This window comes from Caballeronia sp. 11_S32, assembly GCF_056930355.1.
Genome location: NZ_JBXOWH010000001.1, coordinates 1,682,045 through 1,703,107, shown reverse-complemented (window position 1 = coordinate 1,703,107; position 21,063 = coordinate 1,682,045). Strand labels below are relative to the sequence as shown.

Sequence of the window (21,063 nt, the reverse complement as noted above, 5' to 3'; positions counted from 1 at the left end):
TCTTGACAACGAGCATAGCTAATTATTTCGGCCGAGTTCAGCCGATTCTTATTAGTGCAGCTTCACCCGCGGATTTGTTCGACTTCGCAACCAGTGACTAGCAGTATCGAGGGACATCCTGAGAAAGCCGTGCAACGTCAGCACGTGGCGACGGTATAACGACGCGTACATGACTCGCGCTAACATTCCTTCCACGAACATGGTGCCGCCAATAATTCCTCCCATAAGACTGCCCACGGCGCTGAAATGACCCAGCGATACCAGAGACCCCATATCTCTGAACGAAAACACGCCCACCGCTCCGCCCTCTAGGCGGCGGCGCATGGCCTTATAAAGGTAGTTGGCCTGCTGATGCGCTACCTGCGCGCGGGGAGGGACGTTACCAGGAAGATTCGGAGACGGACAAGATGCGCAGTCGCCGAATGCGTAGATGTCGACGGCTCCTTCCACTTGAAGCGTTTGGGACACAAGAACCTGACCCAATCGGTTGACCGGCAAACCGAGTTCTGCCAGAATCGCCGGCGCTCGAATGCCAGCCGCCCAGACTGTAAGATCAGAAGGGATCGATCTGCCGCTAGCCGTCAACACGGAACGAGCCGTCACCTCTGTGACTTGATCGCTGGTGCTGACGTCTACGTCCAACTTGCGGAGCAGTTTGGCGATTTCCGCCGACACTCGAGGCGACAGCGCTGGCAGTATGCGCGGGCCGCCCTCAATAAGATGGATGCGAACGTCTCGCCGGGGATCTAGCTTGTGTAGACCATACGCCGATAGAACCTCCGCAGTATTGCGGAGTTCAGCGGACAATTCAACGCCCGTCGCTCCGGCACCGACAATTGCGATATCTACGCGCGGGATTTCACCATTGACGTGGTTTTGCGCCCGCATGCAGGCGGCGACCAGTTTCTTCCGAAAGCGCTCAGCTTGAAACGCGGTGTCGAGCGCGATTGCGTGTTCTGCCGTCCCCGGCACATTGAAAAAATGGGTCACGCTGCCGATCGAGAGAACAAGCAAGTCGTAGTGAATCACGCGCTCGGGCAATACTTCAATGCCATCGGTATCCACATGTCCCGAGACAATGATCGACTTACACTGTTGATCCAAGTCGATTAATTTTCCTTGTTGGAACTCGAACCCGTGCCAGCGTGCTTGCGCAGCGTACTCCAACAGATGAGTGTTCGCGTCCATACTTCCGGCAGCAACTTCATGAAGGAGCGGCTTCCAAATATGAGTGGGATTCTGGTCAATCAGCACGATTTGCGATGCACCGCTCTTTCCAAGCTTGTCGCCCAAACGAGTGGCAAGCTCTAGGCCTCCCGCTCCGCCGCCAACAATAACGATACGCGGACAGTCTACCCGCAGCCTTGACCTTCCCATGCGATCCCTCCTTCGATGGTCTCTACCTTGATATGGTCTGAAGACCCCTAGCTTTACTCGCACACTTTCCGAAGATTTGTCGCCTGTTATATTTGTATAACTAATGAAATCGTGGATAGCGAAAAGAGCCGCACCCGCTTCCACGACACTTCGATCGAGTTGTGCATCCTATGTGCACCTCACGCGATCGCGTGGTGCACTCTCTACCCATTAAACGATCATTGGACGCGATGCTCCGTCAACAGACAGGATCGCGCCAGAGATATACCCGGCTCGAGGTGACGCCAGAAAGACGACTACGTTTGCTACGTCCTGCGGCGTTGCGAGTCGCCCGAGAGGCATCGCTTCTTGAGCTTTCTGCATCGCTTCCTCGACCGACACATTGCCCTGCCTTGCCTGTGCCTCAAGATTATGTGCAAGTCGGGGAGTGGCGGTTTTGGAAGGATTTACCGCGTTCACTCGTACACCTTGTGGGCCGTACGCCATGGCCAGCCCTGCGCTTGCCAGCATCAATGCCGCGTTCGCCGCGCCGCCGGGAAGATGGGTTGTGATAGGTAGCTTCCCTCCCATGCCGACAACGCTGACGATCGCTCCACCGCCTCGCGATCCCATGCGCTTGATGAGCGGGGTCGTCACGTTCATGTAGGTAAGGAACTTCGCAGCCATGGCATCGCTGAAGTCTTTTGGCTCCAGTTCGGCAAAAGGCTTCTGACGCGCCGCACCTGCCGCGTTCACCAAGACTTCGACCGGACCCCGGGCGTTTTCCGCCTCGTCGATGACCCTCAAGGCGTCTTCAGTATTGGAGAGTTCAGCGAGATACGCACTAACACGCGCCTCATTGGGAGCGAGTCGGGAAAGCGCTTTGTCGAGCTCATCCTGCTCACGACCGACTAAGCTAAGCGTACAGCCTTCCTTGAGGAACTCCTCGGCGCACGCAAATCCAATTCCGCCAGCACCTCCAGTAATGAGGACGTGCTTGCCTCGTAGTTCAAGATCCATTTCATTTCCCTCGGATAACCCTGTGTGGGCCCTTGTCTGCCGATGCGGTCACACCGATGAATGCGTGGCCCTCGACTGCGCTGACAGGGGATTCCTTCTCTGTCCGGGTTTAGCGCTCAATACGCTCCCGGCACCATTAAAACTCCGCAAGATATTTGCGGGACTTGGGCCATCGACGCTGTCCTCAGTCCGCTTTGGCGGCAGCCTTCGGTGCGATCGGACGCGTGATCGAATGCTCGGCAGCGCGCGTTCCCCGAGGCACGGTACGCCAATGTAACGCTCGGATCTCTCCAAACTCGTGCGGCAGCCGCGTCCACGAATCGCCTGCATCAGTGCTACGGAACAGTTGTCCGAGGTTCGTGCACACGAACATTAGCGAGGGATCCGAGGGTTGTGTGGCAATACACCAGACCGTGCTGTTTAACTCGCCTGGAAGGGGAATGCGTTCCCAAGTGTCACCGGCGTCTCGACTGCGAAAGAGTCGGCCATCATTGCCCGGCGGCCCGTTACCGTTAGCCAAGAACAGCGTCGCGGGATCATTCGGGCTGGTCACGATTGCGCGACTGTATTGCCATGGCGAATCCAGTTGTACCAACCGCCAGTTTTCGCCATTATCGTCGCTGATATGCAGACCGCGGTTGGTGGAAGCGAGCACGCGTGCGGCGCCAGATGGCTTGCGTGCAACCGCAATTCCGTGAACATCGCCTGAGATCAGGCCCTTCGTCAACAGACGCCACGTCTTGCCGCGATCATCGCTGCGATAGATGCCGCCAATTTCGATTGTCGCCCACACAGTGTCTGGAACAAACGGATCGAACAGGATCTGCGTGACCCGCGTCGGCCCCATATTTACATCCGAGTACGTCGCGATATTGGGAACTTCCAAGCTGTTCCAGGTGACACCGCTGTCAGTCGAGCGGAAGAGGCCAGCCGGCCGTGTTCCGGCGAAGAGGACTGAAGGGTCAGCGGGATCGTGAACGATCGCCCACACATCGCCCAGTTTGGTGGAGAGTCGCTCCCACCGAGCCGTTGTCTCGCTCCACCGAAAAACACCTTCGTCGGTACCGGCGTGCATTGACTCCGGCTGCGATGGATGAGTGCTTAACGCCCAGACGCGAGCCTCCAGATACATGCCCGAGTGACTGTTGGGATGGACCCAGGTCCTACCAAGATCATCGCTGAACCAAGCGGAATGCCCGGCGGTGCCGGCGTAGACGTGTGTCTCTATCGCCTCCACCACTCGTTTCGCGGATTCATCAGTCGAAACCTCGTGATTTGCGTATTCAGCCGTCATGGTGGTTCTCCAAACAGGATATTGAACATAGTCTCAAATGGCGGCATCTTTTGCAACGTGATTTTTTGTCCGCCCAATCTCGCTTCAATCGGTTGGGCTAGACGATTCCGACTTGACTTCGCTGCCGTCTCGACTAGACTATATCTCACCTAACGGGATTTCATTGAATCCGACCGTACCACCCTCGAAGGAGAGAGACTTTGGAACAGCCAGTGATACTTACGTGCGCCGTGACAGGGGGCGATGACACTGCCGGGCGATTCCCCGCGGTACCCGTCTCGCCAAAACAGATCGCTGAGGCAGCAATTGACGCGTGCAAAGCCGGTGCTGCAATCGCGCATATCCATGTACGTGATCCGCAGAGCGGGAAACCGAGCATGGCGATCGAACTCTACAGAGAGGTCGTGGAGCGCATCCGCGAAAGCGGGAGCGAAGTGATCATCAATCTGACGACGGGTCCTGGCGCGCGGTTTGTGCCAAGCAATTCAGAAGCGAATCGCGCAGAGCCGGGATCTAATCTTCGTCCGCCCGTTGACCGAGTGCAGCACATCCTTGAGCTAAAGCCGGAAATCTGCAGTCTCGACATGGGCACCCTAAATTTTGGGAAGGGAGCACTGGTGAACGTGCCTGCGCACGTCGAGACGATTGCAGCTGCGATTCGTGAAGCCGGTGTCAAGCCCGAACTCGAAGTGTTCGACAGCGGTCATATCGCGTTCGCACTCGACATGATTCGCAGGGGCCTCCTGGAACCGCGGCCGCTGTTTCAGATGGTGACTGGGGTACCTTGGGGAGCGCCGGCAACGACAGAAGTTCTGGCAGCATTGAAGAGCCTGCTGCCGGTCGGGTCTGCGTGGGCTGCTTTTGGCGTCGGCCGGTTCGAATTCCCGATGGTCGCGCAGGCTCTGCTCCTTGGCGGCCACATTCGGGTGGGCCTCGAGGACAACGTGTATTTGTCCAAGGGCGTGATTGCTCCTGACAACGCAAGCTTGGTTAAGAAGGCAGCCACAATCACTGATTTGCTGGGAAGCCGATTGGCTACCCCTGCAGAGGCTCGCTCTATCCTCGGCCTGGTGTAAGTATGAGCATCGATACCTTTGTGGTCGGCTGCGTGCAAGTCAATCCGGGTGATGATCGACTGGTCGGCATAGAGGAAGCCGAGAAAGCGGTACGCACGGCGGTGAACAAGGGAGCGTCACTGGTCGTCCTCCCCGAATATGTGACCTTCTTGCACGCCAGTGGGAATGCTATGCGGAGCAACGCGCTTCGCGAAGAAGACGATCCTGCTCTCCCGCGATTTCGTCAGCTGGCGAAAGAGGAAGGGGTCTGGCTTCTAGTTGGCTCCCTCGCCTTGGCGACAGACGGTGGCAAGCTAGCTAACCGGTCCTTCCTGATTTCCGCGAGCGGAACCGTGGTTAGTCGATATGACAAGATTCACATGTTTGACGCGACGCTGCCCGGCGGCCGCACCATCCTTGAGTCCTCGTCGTACGAACCCGGCACCAAGGCAATTGTCGTAGACACTCCGTGGGCAAAGCTTGGCATGTCCATCTGCTACGACGTTCGCTTTCCGACTCTCTACCGGACGCTCGCTCAATCGGGCGCGCAAATCCTCGTGGTACCCGCGGCATTCACAAAGGCGACAGGCGAACTCCATTGGAAAGCCTTGCTGCAGGCCAGAGCAATTGAGAACGGCGCCTATGTCGTGGCGGCAGCGACTTGCGGGACCCATCCCGGCGGCCATGAGACCTACGGGCACGCAATGATTGTCGATCCCAACGGACGAGTAATCGCTGAGGCGGGCGACGAGCCCGAAGTCATCTGCGCGACGATCGATATCTCAAAAGTCGAATCGGTGCGCGGCCGGATGCCCTCACTCCAGCACGATCGTGCTTTCGATGTTCAAGCTTACGCTACCAACGGGGAACAGCAGCATGGACCGATTTGAAGTGCTCCAACGGGAACAAATGACGGCGCGACAGTTAGAAGTCGCTGATAGCATCGCTAGTGGTCCGCGTGGTGCTCTTAAAGGTCCCTTTCTGGTCTTGATCCACAATGCGGAGCTGGCCAGCCGTGTGCAAGCGTTAGGAGAACATCTTCGCTATGGCACAGGTTTGCCTCAGCCGCTGGTAGAGATCGCAATTCTCGTGACCGCGCGCCGTTGGAATTGCGATTACGAATGGGCTGCCCACGCTCGAATCGCTCGAGATGCCGGGCTGCGCGAAGATATCATCAACGCAATCGCCCTTCGCAACAGACCGGGTGAGTTGACTGCGGACGAAGCCCTCGTCCTGGAATTCGCGGAACCGACGGTCTGGGACGGGACGCCAACGAATGCGGCCTTCGACGCGGTGGCGGACCGGTTCGGCAAATCCACCGCGCTCGATCTTCTGGCGGTATGTGGCTATTACACGATGTTGGCCTTTGTACTTAACACCGCCAAGCTGCCGCTACCGGCTGGCGCGAGTCCCTTGGTGCAAATCCCTTGACAGAGAATTCACGATAAACCTGGGATCGGGGTGGCCCGAATGCGGCGGCAGCGGACCGCGCCATGAAGACAGCAAGAAATTATTGGTGGGCATGCAGTCGCAGAACTTGCCAGCCGGACGGTGATGCAAAACTCGCCGCTGACTGGCCGGAAGAGAAAAAGTAGCCGAGATTGGAGAAAATCATGTCGGATGGCGCAACGGCGCAACTGGCTCGCTTTGTTTGCGAGACGTCGTACGAGGACCTGCCGCAGAGCGCCCTCCACGCGGCACGAAGAGCACTCGTGAACATCATTGGGTGCTGCCTTAGCGGTGCACAACACCCGATCGTCGATACCGCCGCGCGCGCTCTACTACCGTTCGGAGGGAAGGAACAAGCAAGTCTACTGGGACGGCCCGAGCGTACGGACATCCTCACAGCAACACTCCTGAATTCCCTGAGTTCGGCTGCTTACTCCTTCGACGACACTCACGCGGAGACTATCCTGCATCCCAGCGGAGTCGTCGCGGCCACACTCCTTGCCATTGCGGAGCATCGCCCCCTGAGCGGCAGAGAGTTTCTGCTGGCTTTTGTACTCGGCGTCGATATCGCGTCTCGCATCAGCAAGGCCACCTCCGTCGCGCCTGCTTCCGTTGAGATGGGCTGGTCTCAAACAGGCATCGCAGCAGGAATTGGCGCAGCCGCTGCAGCTTCGAAGGCTTTAGGACTCGATACAGACTCAACACTTGCCGCCATTAGCATTTCTAGTTTGCAAGCGTCCGGCTACCGCGCCTCGCACGGAACAATGTCAGCTACGCTCATCTTCGGACACGCAGCCCAGTCCGGACTTCGCTCAGTGCTTTTAGCGCGTGAGGGATTGAGCGCACCGCTGGAGCCTCTCACCGGGAAATACGGGTACACGAGCCTTTTTGCAAGACCAGCCCACCTACCATATCTGACAGACCTGTTAGGCCGGCGGTACGAAATCGAGGCGCTCACCTACAAACCATATCCATGTGGAATCGTAATCCATCCCGCGATCGACGCCGCGCTCAAATGGCGCCACGAACGAGACAAAAGCAGTGAATCGATCGAGTCTGTCCGACTGTATGTGCATCCTGACGCGCTAGCGCTTGGATATCGTCGACATCCGACTAACCCGCTGGAGGCGAAGGTAAGTATCAGTCACTGGACAGCCGCCGCACTTGCGTGCGGTCGGGCAACGCTTACTGAGGTTCAGACCACTGCCATCGAGGACTCAGAGGTGACCCGACTGCGCGGCATTATCGAACTACAGAGCGACAATGCATTGACATCAGAAGCTTCAGTTCTGAATGTAGCTTGCAAGAACGGCGAACAGGAGACAATCACCATCGAGCGTTGTAAAGGCAGCATCTCGAATCCCATGTCTGATGACGATCTAGTCGAGAAATTTCTCGGTCAGGCCCATTTGACACTTTCTCCAATAAAAGCGTCGCGCGTAATGGGTGCTTGTTGGGACATCGACAAGCTGACGGATGCGAGTCAAATTTCCCGCTTGTCCCGCCGCACTTGACTCCGCCGTCCAGATGCGCGCGATCTTTGATCGCCGACGAAGTATAATTTGCCTAATCTCGCGCCGAGCGTACCAACGAGGCGCGCTTGGTCAGTCCTGCGATCGTTGCTCTCCAGACTGCGATCGCGGAACATTTTTTGAACGTCAGGAAAGAGATTATGGCGACACGCTCCACGAAAGGGGGACCTGAGAAAAAGGCCAGCGGAAACGTGACGCCGCTCAAAGAATCTGATCAACAAAGTAGTTTTGAGCGAATGCTCGGATTACTGGACCTGTTCACAGCCTCAACCCCTGTACGTCCGGTATCAGATCTTGTTTCATATCTGGGGACCTCTCGATCAACGTCTTATCGCTACATAAAGGCATTACACGCTGCGGGTCTAATCGAAGCCGTTGCTAATGGACGGTATGTCCTCGGACCGCGCATTGTAGAGTTCGATCGACAGATTCGCATGAGCGATCCGCTCTACAAGAGCGGAATACGCGTTCTGCGACCACTTATGGAGTCGACCGGACATTCGTCTTTGTTGTGCGCGCTTTATAGCGATTCGGTGATGTGTATCCGCGAGGAACTGGCTCAGGGAAGTCCTCCCAACCTCTTCTCACGCGGTCAGAAGCGCCCGCTTTTCTCTGGCGCCGCCTCCAAGATCATTCTCCCGTATCTGCCGCCACATCGCCTGCGCAGCATATTTCAACATCATCAAAGGGCGATCGCGATCGCTGGCCTCGGCACTGACTGGCAGAGCTTTAGGGAGAGCTTGGCAGCGATTCGACGAGAAGGCTTCTTAATTAGCTACGGCGAGTTCAATACCGGCGTCTTTGGGATCTCTTCGCCCGTCTTCAATGCGGACGGTTCAGTCGTGGGAAGTATCGGGATCGCGGGTGCAGAAGAGCATCTGGATCGGAAAAGCTTGCCGACGCTGTGTAAAGCGGTGGTCGATGCCGGGGAGAAAATGCGGCACCTTCTCGCTGAGGAAGGTTCCGAACTCGTCCCCCCTCCTCGCGCATACGGATCGATCTCGTCCCGAACTGGCCGGTGAGACTGGGCGGTTGTTTCCGACATGCGGTGAGATCGGAGACTCGTCGCAGTCTGAGACCAAGAATGGCTTCTAGAGCTGTTTAGATGTAACGACATCGCAGACGGCATGTTGCTATCTATTCCCTTCCAACGCTTGGTCGCCAAGAGACGACCAAGCGCTGCGCGATTCCCGACCCTCTTCGGTCAGCTCGCAGACGCGACGAGACCCAGCTCTTTCGCGAGCGGCACACCTTCGAACACAGGTCTTGTAGGCACGTACTCCAATCCGATCGATCCAGTGTACTGAACCTTTCGAAGCGCCTCGAATATTTTATTAAAATCGATCTTGCCTGTTCCGGGTTCGTGACGGCATGGATAGTCGGCAAGCTGAATATGCGCGATCCGATCCGAATAGGTGTCGATGAAATCGATAGGATCTTCACCGTTCACATGGGCGTGATAGACGTCCATAATGATTTTCGCATTCGGACGATCTATCAACTCCAAAGCACGAAGCAAAATGCCAAGATGGTCGATGAAGTAACCTCTGAAATCCTTTGAGTTCACTGCTTCGATCACAACGTTGAGACCTTCGGCCTGGAGCTTGTCATGAGCTTCTGCAACGCGATTGCAGTAAGTTTCGAACGCCAGTTCCTTTGAAACATCATGAGCGCGAGGTCCCGCAAAGACGTGTACGTTGGTGCAACCAATTGTCTTTGCGTAGCCTATGACAGTATCAATGGAACGGTCGAATTCGGACTTCAGCGAAGGTGTGAGCGAAAACCCGGGCTCGCCAGCTTTGTAATTGCAGGCGGGAGCGCCGATCGAAATTTGCTGAAGCCCGTTACCTCTCAACAGCGCCGCGTATCGATCTGGATCAACCTCATATGGAAATGGGTACTCGACGGCGTTGAATCCCAACTGTCTAGCCGCGGAAAATCGCTCGTCGAATTGAAGGTCCCCTAAAATGTAACTGAGGTGAATCGAGGTAAGCATATCAATGAGACCCTTTTTTGGTAAATGCTCTAAGCGGCATGGAGCGCCACGCATGACCTGATTTTTCGTCCGCGTCGACGGATGCTGACTCACATAGACAGTCGACCAAAATCTGCGGAATCGACAAGTGAACAAACGTTTCCATGCAGTTTTGAAGCGCCGTCTCTTTCAAAGTGAGTTTCAAACGCTCGTGTCCCTTCCGATTCGTCAGCACAACCGGTTCGCTCGTTGGACATCTCGACGGCACGCGCTCAAGCGTCCCATCTCAATTCTATGGTCCGGACGCCGTCCCCGATAATTAGCTTAGATCTCGCCGCGTTAACTCAGCCAACCGACAATCTTAAGCCGCCTTGCGACGCCCGCCTCAGCCAAGTGGTGAGTTGCGCATCAACAGAATGATGAGCATCCCGTCGCCCTTCCGTCGGAGCCTTTCAGGACACGTTGATATCATCGACGCGGACCGCGACTCGGTCAAGTCACCTATTGTGCACTCTTGGTAAGCCGCGCTAACCTGTGATACGAAGCGCCTAGGCGGCACAGCGTTGGGGGGCCCGTACCGAGTTCGTTCAATCAGCAACCGCCGACGTCGGACAGACCCAAAAAATTGGAGATTTCGGGCAAGAATGGAACTACGACATTTGCGTTACTTCATCGCAGCAGCGGAAGAACAGCATTTCGGGCGCGCGGCGGACCGTCTAAACGTTACAAGACCCGCTGTATCTCAGATCATCGCTGATCTTGAAGAGGAGCTTGGTGTTCCTCTTTTTGAACGGCTTGCGGGCCATGTTCATCTGACCGCCGCGGGCAAAACGCTACTTCCGCACTTCGTCCGAGTTATAGATGAACTGAGAGAGAGCCTCGCGATCGCTAAACGTGTCGGAGAAGGAAAGACGGGCACGCTCGCGATCGGATACGGTACGCTGACCCTGATGCATTCTATCTTTCGTGCCGCCGTAAAACAATTCCGCGAGAGCTATCCTGATGTGACGCTGTCGCTGGTTGAGATGTCGGCCGATCTGCAGTCTAGAGCCATGGCGAATGATAAAATCCAGGCGCGTTTCATGCATGTTGGGCCGAGCTCGAACCCAATCCGCAAACGCCACACTGAAATCATATCGAGTCGAGACGGAACAGTGCTTGACGTTATACACATCCAGGAAAACGCGTTGGGAGTAGCAGTTTCAACCGATCACAAGCTCGCAACTAGAAAGTCCCTCAGCTTTGGAGAACTGGCCGACGAGCAGTTCATCATCGATCCGAGATCGACAAGTAGCCCCAACTACGGACAACTCTACGCCCTATGCCAAAAAGCTGGCTTCGAACCGAATGTGGTGCAAGAAGTTGGAACAATCGCATCGCAGTTGAACTTGATTTCCTGCGGGATGGGCGTCGGCCTTGTCGTCATGGGTAAGGGCTTTTCTTATCCAAGCAGCCTTTCGATTGTGCCACTGAAAGACGTTGACTATCCAATTAACTTTGTTTTTGGCTGGGTCAAAGGCAGGAAAGATCCCACCCTTGACCGGATGATCGAGATTGTCTCGAGCTTGGCTAAGTAATACTCGCTAAAAAAGGAACGGGGAACGGGCTTATTTCGGTCTAAGCTCCATGTGCAAGCGGTTGTTCTCGCCAGATCAGTTTTTCTCTGTCGAGGCATAAACTAATACCCAGGGAGTGCCGTTCCGTCACGCAAACGTAAGGAGCGACGATAGAACCTGGCAAGGCGCCCGACGTGTTGACTGCTTCCCCTGCTCCACCGTCCCGTCCAACGTCACCGCCAACGAACATTGACTTTAGAGAGCCATTGAACTCGCGCCCGGTTCGTCTCGATCTGCCCGGCTATATCCGCGCAACGTCGACCTGCCCCTGCGTACAGATCCGACAAAGTAGTTCAACGGCGTTTTCACCACAGCAACATTCAAGTCAAAAGCGATGTACGATCCCGATAGCCGCAGCGAATTGACTCCTAGACGAAGACGGCGTCCCGTTCATACCATCCCCCACGCTTGCAGTCGCATTTATCACCTGACTGCTGCCAGGCGTTCCCAGCGTCTGGCCGCCAGCTCGTTGATACGCTTCGAGCGCATAAAGGCCGGTACGTTTAGAGAGACTATAGTACTGGGATAGATTGAACTGCTGATACGTCGCCGAACTCTGAATGGCGTTCGCTTTCGTGGCGCGCGTATAGCTGTAGCCGGCACCCAGATCCACCGCGGCACCCGGTTTCCAATGAACTACAATGCCTCCAGTGTTGAAGATCTGGGTGTCAGTAAACACCGATCGGATGCCCGGAATGTATTGTACGTTGGAGTACGATAACGACACATCCCACGAACTATTGAACACATATGTGCCGTCAACTGCGAACCGCTGTTGTGCCTGTGCCGTTTGGTATCCGTTCGTGATCGCCGAAACGCCCTGCTCGGCGCCATTGTTCGACATCGTCGAATCCGGTCCCCAAGCGCCGCCGCCTGGAGACGAATTGTTCGTGCGCTGGAAGCCGGCTGCTATTCCGATTGGACCGTTCTCATACTGCAACGCGCCCGCCCAGGTCGACCCGCTATTCAAGGAGCCAGGGACCCCACCCAGTGAGTAAGAGCCGTAGGCAGTGAAACCAAGATATTTCGGCGATTGATATTCGATAGTATTGTTGGCGCGATAGCCCGTATCCAGACCATCGACGTCTCCAGGGTGAGCTCCAAAGTAACCAGTGAGCACAGTCGTCGGGCTGTAGTGCGAGAGCGCTTGATAGTACGCTGCATACTGACGTCCCAACGTCAGCGTACCATAGGCCGGTTTAGTGATTCCGACGTAAGCGGATCTTCCAAACATCGCGTTCGTGTATTGCTGAGCGCCGTTTGCGCTGTTGAATGCACCTTCCAATCGAAAGATAGCTTTCAAATCTCCACCGAGGTCCTCGGTGCCTAGAAAACCGTACTTGCTCGCGTTCCAGACACCTTGCGACATCTTAACAACGGATCGTCCGCCACTTGTCGATCCGAGCGACGTCTGGCTGCTTACATAGGCGATGCCAGTATCTACGCTTCCATACAATGTCACGCTCGATTGAGCTACTACGATCTGGGGTACCGCGACTACCGCCCCCGCGAAAATACATCTCGATACTATATTCTTCATTGCTCGTCTCCAATTTGACCTGTGGTTTCAAGAAATCTTCTATGCCTGCTGCATTCCCTGCACGCATCCTCCTTCGCGACTCGGAGTTCCTCCTCAGGAATTCATCACTTTGACGACCAGGAGATAATCGCTAGTAACTTCGCACTCCTATTTGAAAGATGTATTACGCGGAAGACCGTACCGCACGCGGCACTTTTAAACCGGTGCGTTACGAGTCAAGCTTCAAAATTAAACAATCGATGTGAAGTAGACGAATGAGCGTTTTGAGCTTAGTCGCCGGCTTATCGCCTCTCAAAACGCTCTTTCTGATTGTCTTCCGGCAGCGCTCAGAGAGGCATCGGTAGTACAGGAGGTTTATCCAAGCGAACGACGATACCCTCAAGTTCCTTGCATGGTGCCGGATACATTTTCATGACGAGGGGATCGTGCCCAGGGATGACGTGTGACAGAGAGCCGCCTGCGAGACGCTTGATCGTTCGATACCCCTCCATCATTTCGTCCACCCTGTACACCGAAGGAAAAGGTGCTTCGTTCTTGTAGTTTTGGAACAGGTGTGAGGCATCCGAGGCAAGTACCACCCACCCTCGCTCGGTCCATACACGCACGACTTGGGACCCGCCTGTATGACCACCAACCCGGTGAACTGTTAGTCCGTTGGTGATCTCGTGAAACTCGTCGACGAACTCCACCTTTCCTGTGTGGACGCATCTGACAAGGCTAACGACGTCGTCGACTTCATATCCTCGCCGAAGTAGCTTTGAACACATGCATCGGCCGGTAGCGTATGAAACCTCCGTGTCCTGCACATAGAACGTCGCATTTGTAAATCGGTCGAGCATGCCCGCATGGTCGTAATGCAAGTGTGTGAGAATGATATCCTCAACCTTTGCAGCATCCAGTCCGAGAAGGCGAATCGCATCGCAAGGTTGACGGAACAACTGCTCTCCTCGACGCGTCGCCGTAGCCTCGCTCATCCCTGTATCTATGAGGAACGCACGGTCGGCGCGCTTCGCAACCCAGACAAAGTAGTCCAAATTCGAGTGTTCTTCGTGGATATCTCCACCAATCAAATTTTGACTTTCTTTTCTCGGACCATTGCGCGCATACAAGATTGCGTAAAGCTCGAATGGAATCATTTCAATTCTCTTCTTCGTAATTTTGAACGCTTGCGAGGCGTGCACTTCGGGAACTCACAATACTCCCAATTAGCTGAGAAGCAGGCCCGCAGACACGCGGGCTCTGCCGGGGGCGCCCCCTATTTCATTGCGCTAGGTCACGGCCCAAAGTCTCTGGGAGCTTCCGCACGGCGATAAGTGCGATAAGGCAAAGCACCATGAAATAAGCAGTGAAAGCGAAAGGAGAGACGTACGCCGCCGCCCAGGACCGCAAATATGGGGCCGTTCCACCGAAAAGCACGGCACCAAGCGATGACGGCAGACTCATCACTTGTGCCCGAACGCGGTTCGGGATCAACTCGTTAATATATGCCAATTCGGTTCCAGCGGCAGCAGCCCAAACGAACAGCCCAATGGACATCGGTACAGCAATTTGCCACAACGACGAACCCAACATCCATTGGAGCGGAAAAGCGAGAAGAATACTTCCGGCCAGCGCCACCGAATAGTTAAATCGACGTCCGAGCTTGTCAGAGATAAGCCCCCAGCATGGAAGCGCAAACAGAAATATCGTTTGTGCAATTAGCGCGGCCCAATAAGCATCACGAGGATTAGCGTTCACAGCTGTAATTGCATACTGGCTGAAGCTCACCGACAGCGCGTAGGCTGCCGTTGCTGCGGCCGGCCAGATCAAGAACAAGTTGAGTACGGTCCGACGATACGTCCACACATTCTTCCAGTAGCCTTGATCTTCCGAGGCAGCCTGCTGTTTTGTCTTCTCAAAGGCAGAAGACTCCTCCATGCCACGTCTCAGAAAGATGATGAACAGACCATAGATCGCGCCAATCGCAAAGGGAACTCTCCATCCCCATGAATGCATGTCGGCATCACTGAGTGTGGATGTCAGGATGACGCCAAACAGCGTGCCTTGCATAACACCAAGATTTTGTGCCATCGCATAGGCGCTACTCTGAAATGCCCGGTGCTTCGGGTTGGCCATCTCAGCGGTGTAAATATACGCTGAGATGCTTTCCATACCATGGGCAAGGCCTTGCAACAGCCTGGCCACGACAAGGACCACCATAGCCACAACCCCGATCTTCTCATAGGTGGGCGTGACGGCGATCGCAAGGCTGCCTATGGCCGCAAGAGCGAGTGCGGTTATCATCACAGGCTTCCGCCCGAAGCGATCCGCGACCCGCCCCGCGATGATTGCGCCGATCGGCCGAATCGCGAATCCCAACGCAAACACCAAGAGCGTGTTTAAAATCGCGGCAATCGGACTTCCGGACACGAAGAACTGGTTCGAAAAGAAGGGAGCAAACGCAGCGAACACGACGTAATCGTAGTATTCGAATGAAACTCCAACGACAGCTCGAATAATCATGCTGCGTCTTTGTCGCTTTGTCATCTCCACGCTGGCTGGCGCCTCAGAGGGCTCATATGAAATATCCAGCTGTGCCATTTTTTGTCTCCTCATGCTCAAATCACTTCTAGGGAAATCACTCAACGTAAGATCGGCGAACCGTTAGTACCTCACACTTCGGATCTCAAGGAACCGCAGCAAAGGGTGAAGCGTCTTAAGTCTGAGGCTCCGCAACACCTACTTGCTAACACCATCTCTCAGCTTCAGGTAGCTCTTGCGCTGCTCTTGATGACCTGTCAGGAAACGGAGTCTCTCGGCGGCGAGAAGCCCGAGGACATGGCAAGAGTGCCTCCGTCGACACTGAGTGAAACGCCGCTAATTGCGTCCGCTTCCGGAGAACCCAAAAACAGAATCGTCCTAGCCACATCCTCTGGTTGCGCGCCCCTACCTGTCGGAATACGGAGTTCGCGTTGCTTCATCATCTCCGGATTTTTGCTCGTTACATATTTCGACAGTTCCGTAAAGGTAAGGCCAGGGCACACACAATTCACCCGAATTCCGTGTTGCCCCCAATCCACGGCTAGCGCCTTCGTAAGACCCACCACGCCATGCTTCGCTGATACGTAGGCCGCACACTTCGGAATACCGGCGAGACTAGCGCCCGACCCGACGTTGACGATTACCCCCTTCTTCGCTGGAATCATCGCAGCGACAGCAACCGCTTGAGACCAGAAGAACGTCCCGCCCAGAACAACATCCAACTCGCGTCGCCACACATCTTCTGGCAATACTTCAGGCGCGTGATACGACGTAATTGCTGCGTTGTTCACAAGTACGTCGATACGACCATGCTTCTCCACAATTTGCGTCACCATCTCGCGCACTCTTGAGGTGTTGCTAACATCCCCCGCGATGCCCCAAACGTGGCTCCCACCTTGTGCGATCTTGGCCGCCGCCGCTTCTACGGCACCCTGTTCGAGATCAGATAGCACAACGTGCGCACCCTCTCCTGCAAGCATCTCAGCCGTTACGAATCCAATTCCGCGAGCGGCTCCTGTTACGACAACGACTTGTCCTTCGAACCTACGACGTTCATTCATAGCCAATCCGCCTTCGTCTAGTGTTGGTAATTCAATTCAAAGCAAACGTCGAATGACGTGCGCGCAGAAGCGTCTCTCCACTGCCTGTCTGTTTCATCGAACATTCAGGAATTCAATCGAGATGCAATGATCAGATCCGCTGCGCGCTCCGCGATAGCGACTACCGTCGCGTTAATATTGCCCACCGTGCAATTCGGCATTACCGACGCATCGACGACTCTCAAACCGTCGACACCTTTGACTCGCAGTTCTGGGTCGACGACTGCCCCGTCATCAGCGCCCATTCGGCAGGTCCCAGCGAAGTGCATACCGGAGCGCCCGTTTTGTCGAGCAAACTCAACGATCTCCTCGTCAGTGCGCACATCAGCCCCAGGATTCACTTCCCTGACGCTCCACCGAGACATCGCTTGACTTGCGAAGATTTCGCGACTCTTTCGTACGCATTCGACAACGATTCGCTGGTCGTCTTCGGATGAGAGGAAATTAAGGTGGATGGAAGGTGCGTCGAGCGGATTTGAACTTCGCGCCGTCACGCTTCCCTCACTCTGCGGATGAGAAGGCCATAATCCAATTGACATTCCGGGTTCTTTTTCGAGAACCCCAGGACTCGCGTAGCTGCCTGGCGCGAACATTAGCTGGGCGTCGGGCGCTGACAGACCCGGCCGACTCCGGAAAAAACAAGCGGCGGTACCAGTTCCGAGCGTCAACATTCCGCTTCCCTGGAAGGTGTATTTCAATACTTCCTTGACAAGGGTCATCCCGCGAGCGCGTTCATTAAACGTTGTTATATTGTGTGCACGCTGAACGACACTGAGCAGGAAGTGGTCACGAAGGTTCCGACCAACAGAGCGATTTGCGACGATCGGGGACACTCCGATTTTACCCAACAGCTCGGGGTCTCCCACACCCGACAACTGCAGCAAGTGCGGCGACTTGAAAGCACCAGCTGAGAGGATCACCTCTTTTCGCGCGAAGACAGTCTTCTCTTGTCCACCTTGAAAATATTTGACACCGACGGCCCTCTTCCCATTGAAGAGTACCTTTGTTCCCATCGCTTCAATCTTGACCTGCAGATTCGGCCTCTTTCGAGCGATTCTTAAATACGTCTGAGCGGGCTGGCTCCGAAAACGCCCGTTGCGATTGTGTTGAAAATAGGAAACTCCCTCTCGGGTTGCTCCATTCATGTCTGCAATGAAATGCATACCCAGTTCCTGTGCACCCTCGACGAACGCGCGCGACAGAGGATGAATCGCGCCGGCGTCGGATACGGCGTGCAGGCCCTCGAAGCCACGGAGGGGAGCATCGCTTCGCACTTCACCTAAATAGTTTTCTGATTTTCTATAGTATGGAAGCAATTCCTCATAGCTCCAACCACGGCAGCCGGATTGCGCCCATTGGTCAAACTCTTCCTTCTGCCCTCGAACGTGAAGCATTCCGTTGATCGAACTTGACCCGCCCAAAACCCGACCTTGAGTAATAGTCAGTGAGCGGTTGGCAAGATTCGCGTCAGGCTCGCTTTCGTATTGCCAGTTATACCGCCGATCACGGTAGACAAAGATGAAGGCGGCTGGGATGTGAATGAACGGGTGCCAATCACGCTTGCCTGCCTCAAGTAGCATGACGCTGGTACGGCTATCCTCGGACAATCTGCTAGCCAGGACGCAGCCCGCGGGGCCACCGCCTACAATGCAGTAATCAACTGTCTCCGTATCGTTGTCTGTGTCTTGCATTTGCGCCTTGAACCTGATGATGAGTGCTTGTTGCGCTTCCTGTGAGCATCGCTACTGTCGTATCGATTCCAATCCTTGAAGCTTGACCAATGAGGAGCCTATCGGCGCGGAACGGCGGTGTCGAAATTTCCGCAACTCGCAAATGCGCGCGATAGGCTCACACGGGAGTGTTCAGTCTTCGCTGTAGACGCCAGCCTCTAGTAACCGGCGAGAACCCATATCCGCGCCCTGCCGACGCGTGTACGGTCCGGCGGTCATCCCGCCGTCCACCACCAGCATTGCACCGTTGACGAAACTGGCTGCGTCCGACAAAAGCATGAGCGACGCTCCAGCGATCTCGTCAGCACGCGCCATGCGCCCGAGCGGTATACGGTCTTCAAAAACACTTGAGATGAAGGATGGAGGCAAGTTTCGGCGCAGTAGCGGCGTATCGACCGGTCCAGGTGCGATGCCATTCACGCGAACCCCAAAGCGACCCCATTCGATCGCTAAGTTCTTTACCATGCCCAGCACTGCGTGCTTACTGGCGGTGTAATGCATGCGCCCCGGCTGCCCCCCCAGTGAATTCACAGAGCCGATCAGTACGATGCTGCCGCTGCGATGTTCGATCATTCCGCGGACGAACGCTTGGCAGGTGGAAAGCACGCCACCGACATTGACGGCGAGGACGTTGTTCAACTCCTCGAGTGTCATATCCTCAGCTTTGACCGCACCTGCGATACCAGCGGAAGCAATCAACGCAGATGCTTGTCCGAGCTCCGCATTTACCACGGCGGCTGCGTCGGTAAGTGTTGCGGGGTTCCGCACATCGACCAAGACCCCCACGACCTTTGACTTTCCGCCGCCCGCAGCACGGACCTTCGCGACGGCGTCGGTCATGCGCTCTTGGTTCGTTCCGAGAATCGCGACGTGTGCACCGTCTCGGGCCAAGGCAACGGCGGAAGCGAGACCGATTCCCGATGTAGCGCCGCTAACTACCACAACCCGCCCCGAAAGGCCATAGTTCAACATTACGTTTTCTCCGACACAGGGTTTTGAATTTATGAGCCACTACGACAGCTAGTCGCCTGGACGTTCGACAGCGTGTGCAAAGTCGAGGCACCGGCCGCTGTCTTCTAATGAGCAAAGTGTCATCCGCGATCCCATCAGCGTCCAGTTATTTTAAATTGCTGAAATGTAAGTCGAACTTACTCTGCGGTTAGGGTAATTACCAACATAATCCTTTGCTCACCACGCCATACGCATCGGGCCTAGGTCTTCAAACAAAGCTAAATGAGCAGGGCGTTAGTTCAAGTTAACGCGACGAAATAAAAGCCGTCTAGACAGCACGTTGGCGGGCGTTGCAGAGTAGCGACCAGGCGACGTAGTCGGCGATCGCTACGATTAACCGATTCGGCTCAAGCAAGGCTCATAATTCCGAATTAACTACCTCACGTTTGATTCTTTATAGGCAAGCGAAAACCACAATGCCCGAAATTTACACCGCGACTCTGGCTGAATTCAGTTCAGGACTAAAATTTAGTGATCTTCCTAGCGAAGTAAGCCATGAAATCAAAAGACTGCTTCTCGACACGATTGGTTGCGGACTAGGTGGGCTGGGCCTTGACAAGGGCAGTATGGCGCTCAGATTGGCGCAACAAGCTGGAGGTCAACCGGAAGCGACGGTGCTCGGTACTCGCCTGAAAGTTCCCGGTGCAATGGCTGCGTTTGTCAACGGCGAGCTTATGAACGCATTGGATTATTGTGCCTTGCAACCGCCTGCGCATGTAACACCATATGTAATTCCATCAGTATTGTCGATGGCGGAGATCACTCATGCTTCTGGGAAAGATTTTATTGCAGCGTTGACGGTCGCTCACGAATTAACGTGCAGGATCGCGCGTTCAATGGGCAACTTACGCGCAACGGCGGGTGGATTTCCAGTTCGCAGCTTTGGGGTCGGCTGCACGCAGTTTGGCGCAACGGCTGGAGCAGCTCGCATTATTGGCCTAGACACCGAAAAGATGAGACATGCTCTGGGGCTAGCCGGCTATCACGCGCCAATCGCTTCTCACGTCAAATACAACCACACGGTTCACCCGGGTCTCGCGAAATACGGCCCGTCCGGATGGACGGCTCAAGCCGGAGTAGTGACCGCCCAATTAGCCGAGATGGGATATCGCGGCGACGACACTGTGCTAGACGGAGAGTACGGCTTTTGGGCGATGAACGGTTCGCAGTCAAGCGACTGGGAAAAGCTGACGTCCGGACTCGGGAGCGAATGGGCATTTCAGGCGATCGGCTATAAATATTGGCCGTGTTGCGGTTCACACCAATCGCCTCTCGACGCCTTCGTGAAAACTATCGACCAGCATGACCTCGCGGCTTCCGAGATTACCAAGGTTGTAGTAAAGAGCGAGGCATTCTCCGGCCTTCCAAAATACGTCAATATTGACGTTCAAGACCATGTGGAAGCAGCGTCCAGCCTTCCCTACAATATCGCTGTTGCCGCGCATCGCATAACTCGAGGTCCTAAATGGCAGTCGCGTGAAACGCTAGCGAGGCATGACATTCGAGATTTCATGAAACGGGTGGAACACGGCGTCTACGACCGCTGCGAAGTGACCCGGTACGAGGATCTCGAGATCGAAGGCAGAAGCAACCTTAAACGCCGCCCGGCCCTGGTGGAGGTCCACGCTCGGGGTCGCGTCTACGAGCACGCCGTCGATTTCGCAAAGTGGCTTACCAACGACGTAGCAGAGTTCCGCGCAAGTGACGACGACCTAGCAGAGAAGTTCAGGGCCAACGCGTTCGGAGTTTTGGATAAGAAACGAACAGAGTCGGCGATTGACTGCATAATGAATCTCGAGGATGTCGCCGACTCGACTGCTCTAGCTGCACTGCTGGCAGGTGACTCGAATTAATACTGAAACACT

Annotated in this window: 17 protein-coding genes; 7 read left to right on the top strand and 10 right to left on the bottom strand. The window is 55.3% G+C overall.

What is annotated here, in order from left to right:
- Positions 1–51 precede the first annotated feature (51 nt).
- The 3 genes from AC1Z32_RS07715 to AC1Z32_RS07705 all read right to left on the bottom strand — a co-directional run bounded on the left by AC1Z32_RS07715 (position 52) and on the right by AC1Z32_RS07705 (position 3,670).
- Complete coding sequence (locus tag AC1Z32_RS07715) at positions 52–1,377, bottom strand: NAD(P)/FAD-dependent oxidoreductase (RefSeq protein ID WP_483478089.1); 1,326 nt, start codon at positions 1,375–1,377, stop codon at positions 52–54.
- A 210-nt stretch (positions 1,378–1,587) separates the two neighbouring features.
- Positions 1,588–2,376, bottom strand: coding sequence for an SDR family oxidoreductase (locus AC1Z32_RS07710; protein ID WP_483478088.1), 789 nt, complete (start codon positions 2,374–2,376; stop codon positions 1,588–1,590).
- Between the two features lie 184 nt (positions 2,377–2,560).
- Positions 2,561–3,670, bottom strand: coding sequence for a WD40/YVTN/BNR-like repeat-containing protein (locus AC1Z32_RS07705; protein WP_483478087.1), 1,110 nt, complete (start codon positions 3,668–3,670; stop codon positions 2,561–2,563).
- Between the two features lie 200 nt (positions 3,671–3,870).
- Here AC1Z32_RS07705 and AC1Z32_RS07700 point away from each other — a divergent pair, with 200 nt between their 5' ends.
- The 5 genes from AC1Z32_RS07700 to AC1Z32_RS07680 all read left to right on the top strand — a co-directional run bounded on the left by AC1Z32_RS07700 (position 3,871) and on the right by AC1Z32_RS07680 (position 8,728).
- Entirely contained in the window at positions 3,871–4,746 is an 876-nt protein-coding gene (locus AC1Z32_RS07700) for a beta-keto acid cleavage family enzyme (protein ID WP_483478086.1), read from the top strand.
- A gap of 2 nt (positions 4,747–4,748) precedes the next feature.
- Entirely contained in the window at positions 4,749–5,615 is an 867-nt protein-coding gene (locus tag AC1Z32_RS07695; RefSeq protein WP_483478085.1) for a carbon-nitrogen hydrolase family protein, read from the top strand.
- Complete coding sequence (locus tag AC1Z32_RS07690; protein WP_483478084.1) at positions 5,602–6,156, top strand: carboxymuconolactone decarboxylase family protein; 555 nt, start codon at positions 5,602–5,604, stop codon at positions 6,154–6,156. The genes AC1Z32_RS07695 and AC1Z32_RS07690 overlap by 14 nt, the downstream gene beginning before the upstream one ends.
- 182 nt (positions 6,157–6,338) lie before the next feature.
- Positions 6,339–7,688: an MmgE/PrpD family protein gene (locus AC1Z32_RS07685; protein ID WP_483478083.1), complete on the top strand. Its 1,350-nt coding sequence runs from the start codon at positions 6,339–6,341 to the stop codon at positions 7,686–7,688.
- Positions 7,689–7,774: 86 nt separating this feature from the next.
- Positions 7,775–8,728: an IclR family transcriptional regulator gene (locus AC1Z32_RS07680; protein WP_483478082.1), complete on the top strand. Its 954-nt coding sequence runs from the start codon at positions 7,775–7,777 to the stop codon at positions 8,726–8,728.
- A 182-nt stretch (positions 8,729–8,910) separates the two neighbouring features.
- Here AC1Z32_RS07680 and AC1Z32_RS07675 read toward each other — a convergent pair whose 3' ends face one another.
- Entirely contained in the window at positions 8,911–9,795 is an 885-nt protein-coding gene (locus AC1Z32_RS07675) for a hydroxypyruvate isomerase family protein (protein WP_483478081.1), read from the bottom strand.
- 530 nt (positions 9,796–10,325) lie between these two features.
- Between AC1Z32_RS07675 and AC1Z32_RS07670 the strand changes: the two genes are divergently transcribed.
- Positions 10,326–11,258, top strand: coding sequence for a LysR family transcriptional regulator (locus AC1Z32_RS07670; RefSeq protein ID WP_483478080.1), 933 nt, complete (start codon positions 10,326–10,328; stop codon positions 11,256–11,258).
- 364 nt (positions 11,259–11,622) lie between these two features.
- On the opposite strand, the gene AC1Z32_RS07665 is transcribed toward AC1Z32_RS07670, so the two are convergent.
- The 6 genes from AC1Z32_RS07665 to AC1Z32_RS07640 all read right to left on the bottom strand — a co-directional run bounded on the left by AC1Z32_RS07665 (position 11,623) and on the right by AC1Z32_RS07640 (position 19,159).
- Positions 11,623–12,837, bottom strand: a complete 1,215-nt coding sequence (locus AC1Z32_RS07665) for a porin (RefSeq protein ID WP_483478079.1) — start codon at positions 12,835–12,837, stop codon at positions 11,623–11,625.
- Positions 12,838–13,163: 326 nt separating this feature from the next.
- The gene (locus AC1Z32_RS07660) at positions 13,164–13,973 is read right to left on the bottom strand and encodes an N-acyl homoserine lactonase family protein (RefSeq protein ID WP_483478078.1); all 810 of its coding nucleotides are present in this window, start codon (positions 13,971–13,973) and stop codon (positions 13,164–13,166) included.
- 124 nt (positions 13,974–14,097) lie between these two features.
- Positions 14,098–15,417 (bottom strand): MFS transporter, encoded by a 1,320-nt coding sequence (locus tag AC1Z32_RS07655; RefSeq protein WP_483478077.1) that lies wholly within the window; start codon positions 15,415–15,417, stop codon positions 14,098–14,100.
- A 197-nt stretch (positions 15,418–15,614) separates the two neighbouring features.
- Positions 15,615–16,418 carry an SDR family NAD(P)-dependent oxidoreductase gene (locus AC1Z32_RS07650; protein ID WP_483478076.1) on the bottom strand — a complete coding sequence of 268 codons (804 nt, stop codon included), beginning with the start codon at positions 16,416–16,418 and terminating at the stop codon, positions 15,615–15,617.
- 104 nt (positions 16,419–16,522) lie between these two features.
- A complete protein-coding gene (locus AC1Z32_RS07645; protein WP_483478075.1) occupies positions 16,523–18,148 on the bottom strand; it encodes a GMC family oxidoreductase in 1,626 nt (541 codons plus the stop codon).
- A gap of 171 nt (positions 18,149–18,319) precedes the next feature.
- A complete protein-coding gene (locus AC1Z32_RS07640; RefSeq protein ID WP_483478074.1) occupies positions 18,320–19,159 on the bottom strand; it encodes an SDR family NAD(P)-dependent oxidoreductase in 840 nt (279 codons plus the stop codon).
- 455 nt (positions 19,160–19,614) lie between these two features.
- Between AC1Z32_RS07640 and AC1Z32_RS07635 the strand changes: the two genes are divergently transcribed.
- The gene (locus AC1Z32_RS07635; RefSeq protein ID WP_483478073.1) at positions 19,615–21,051 is read left to right on the top strand and encodes an MmgE/PrpD family protein; all 1,437 of its coding nucleotides are present in this window, start codon (positions 19,615–19,617) and stop codon (positions 21,049–21,051) included.
- Positions 21,052–21,063: the final 12 nt, after the last annotated feature.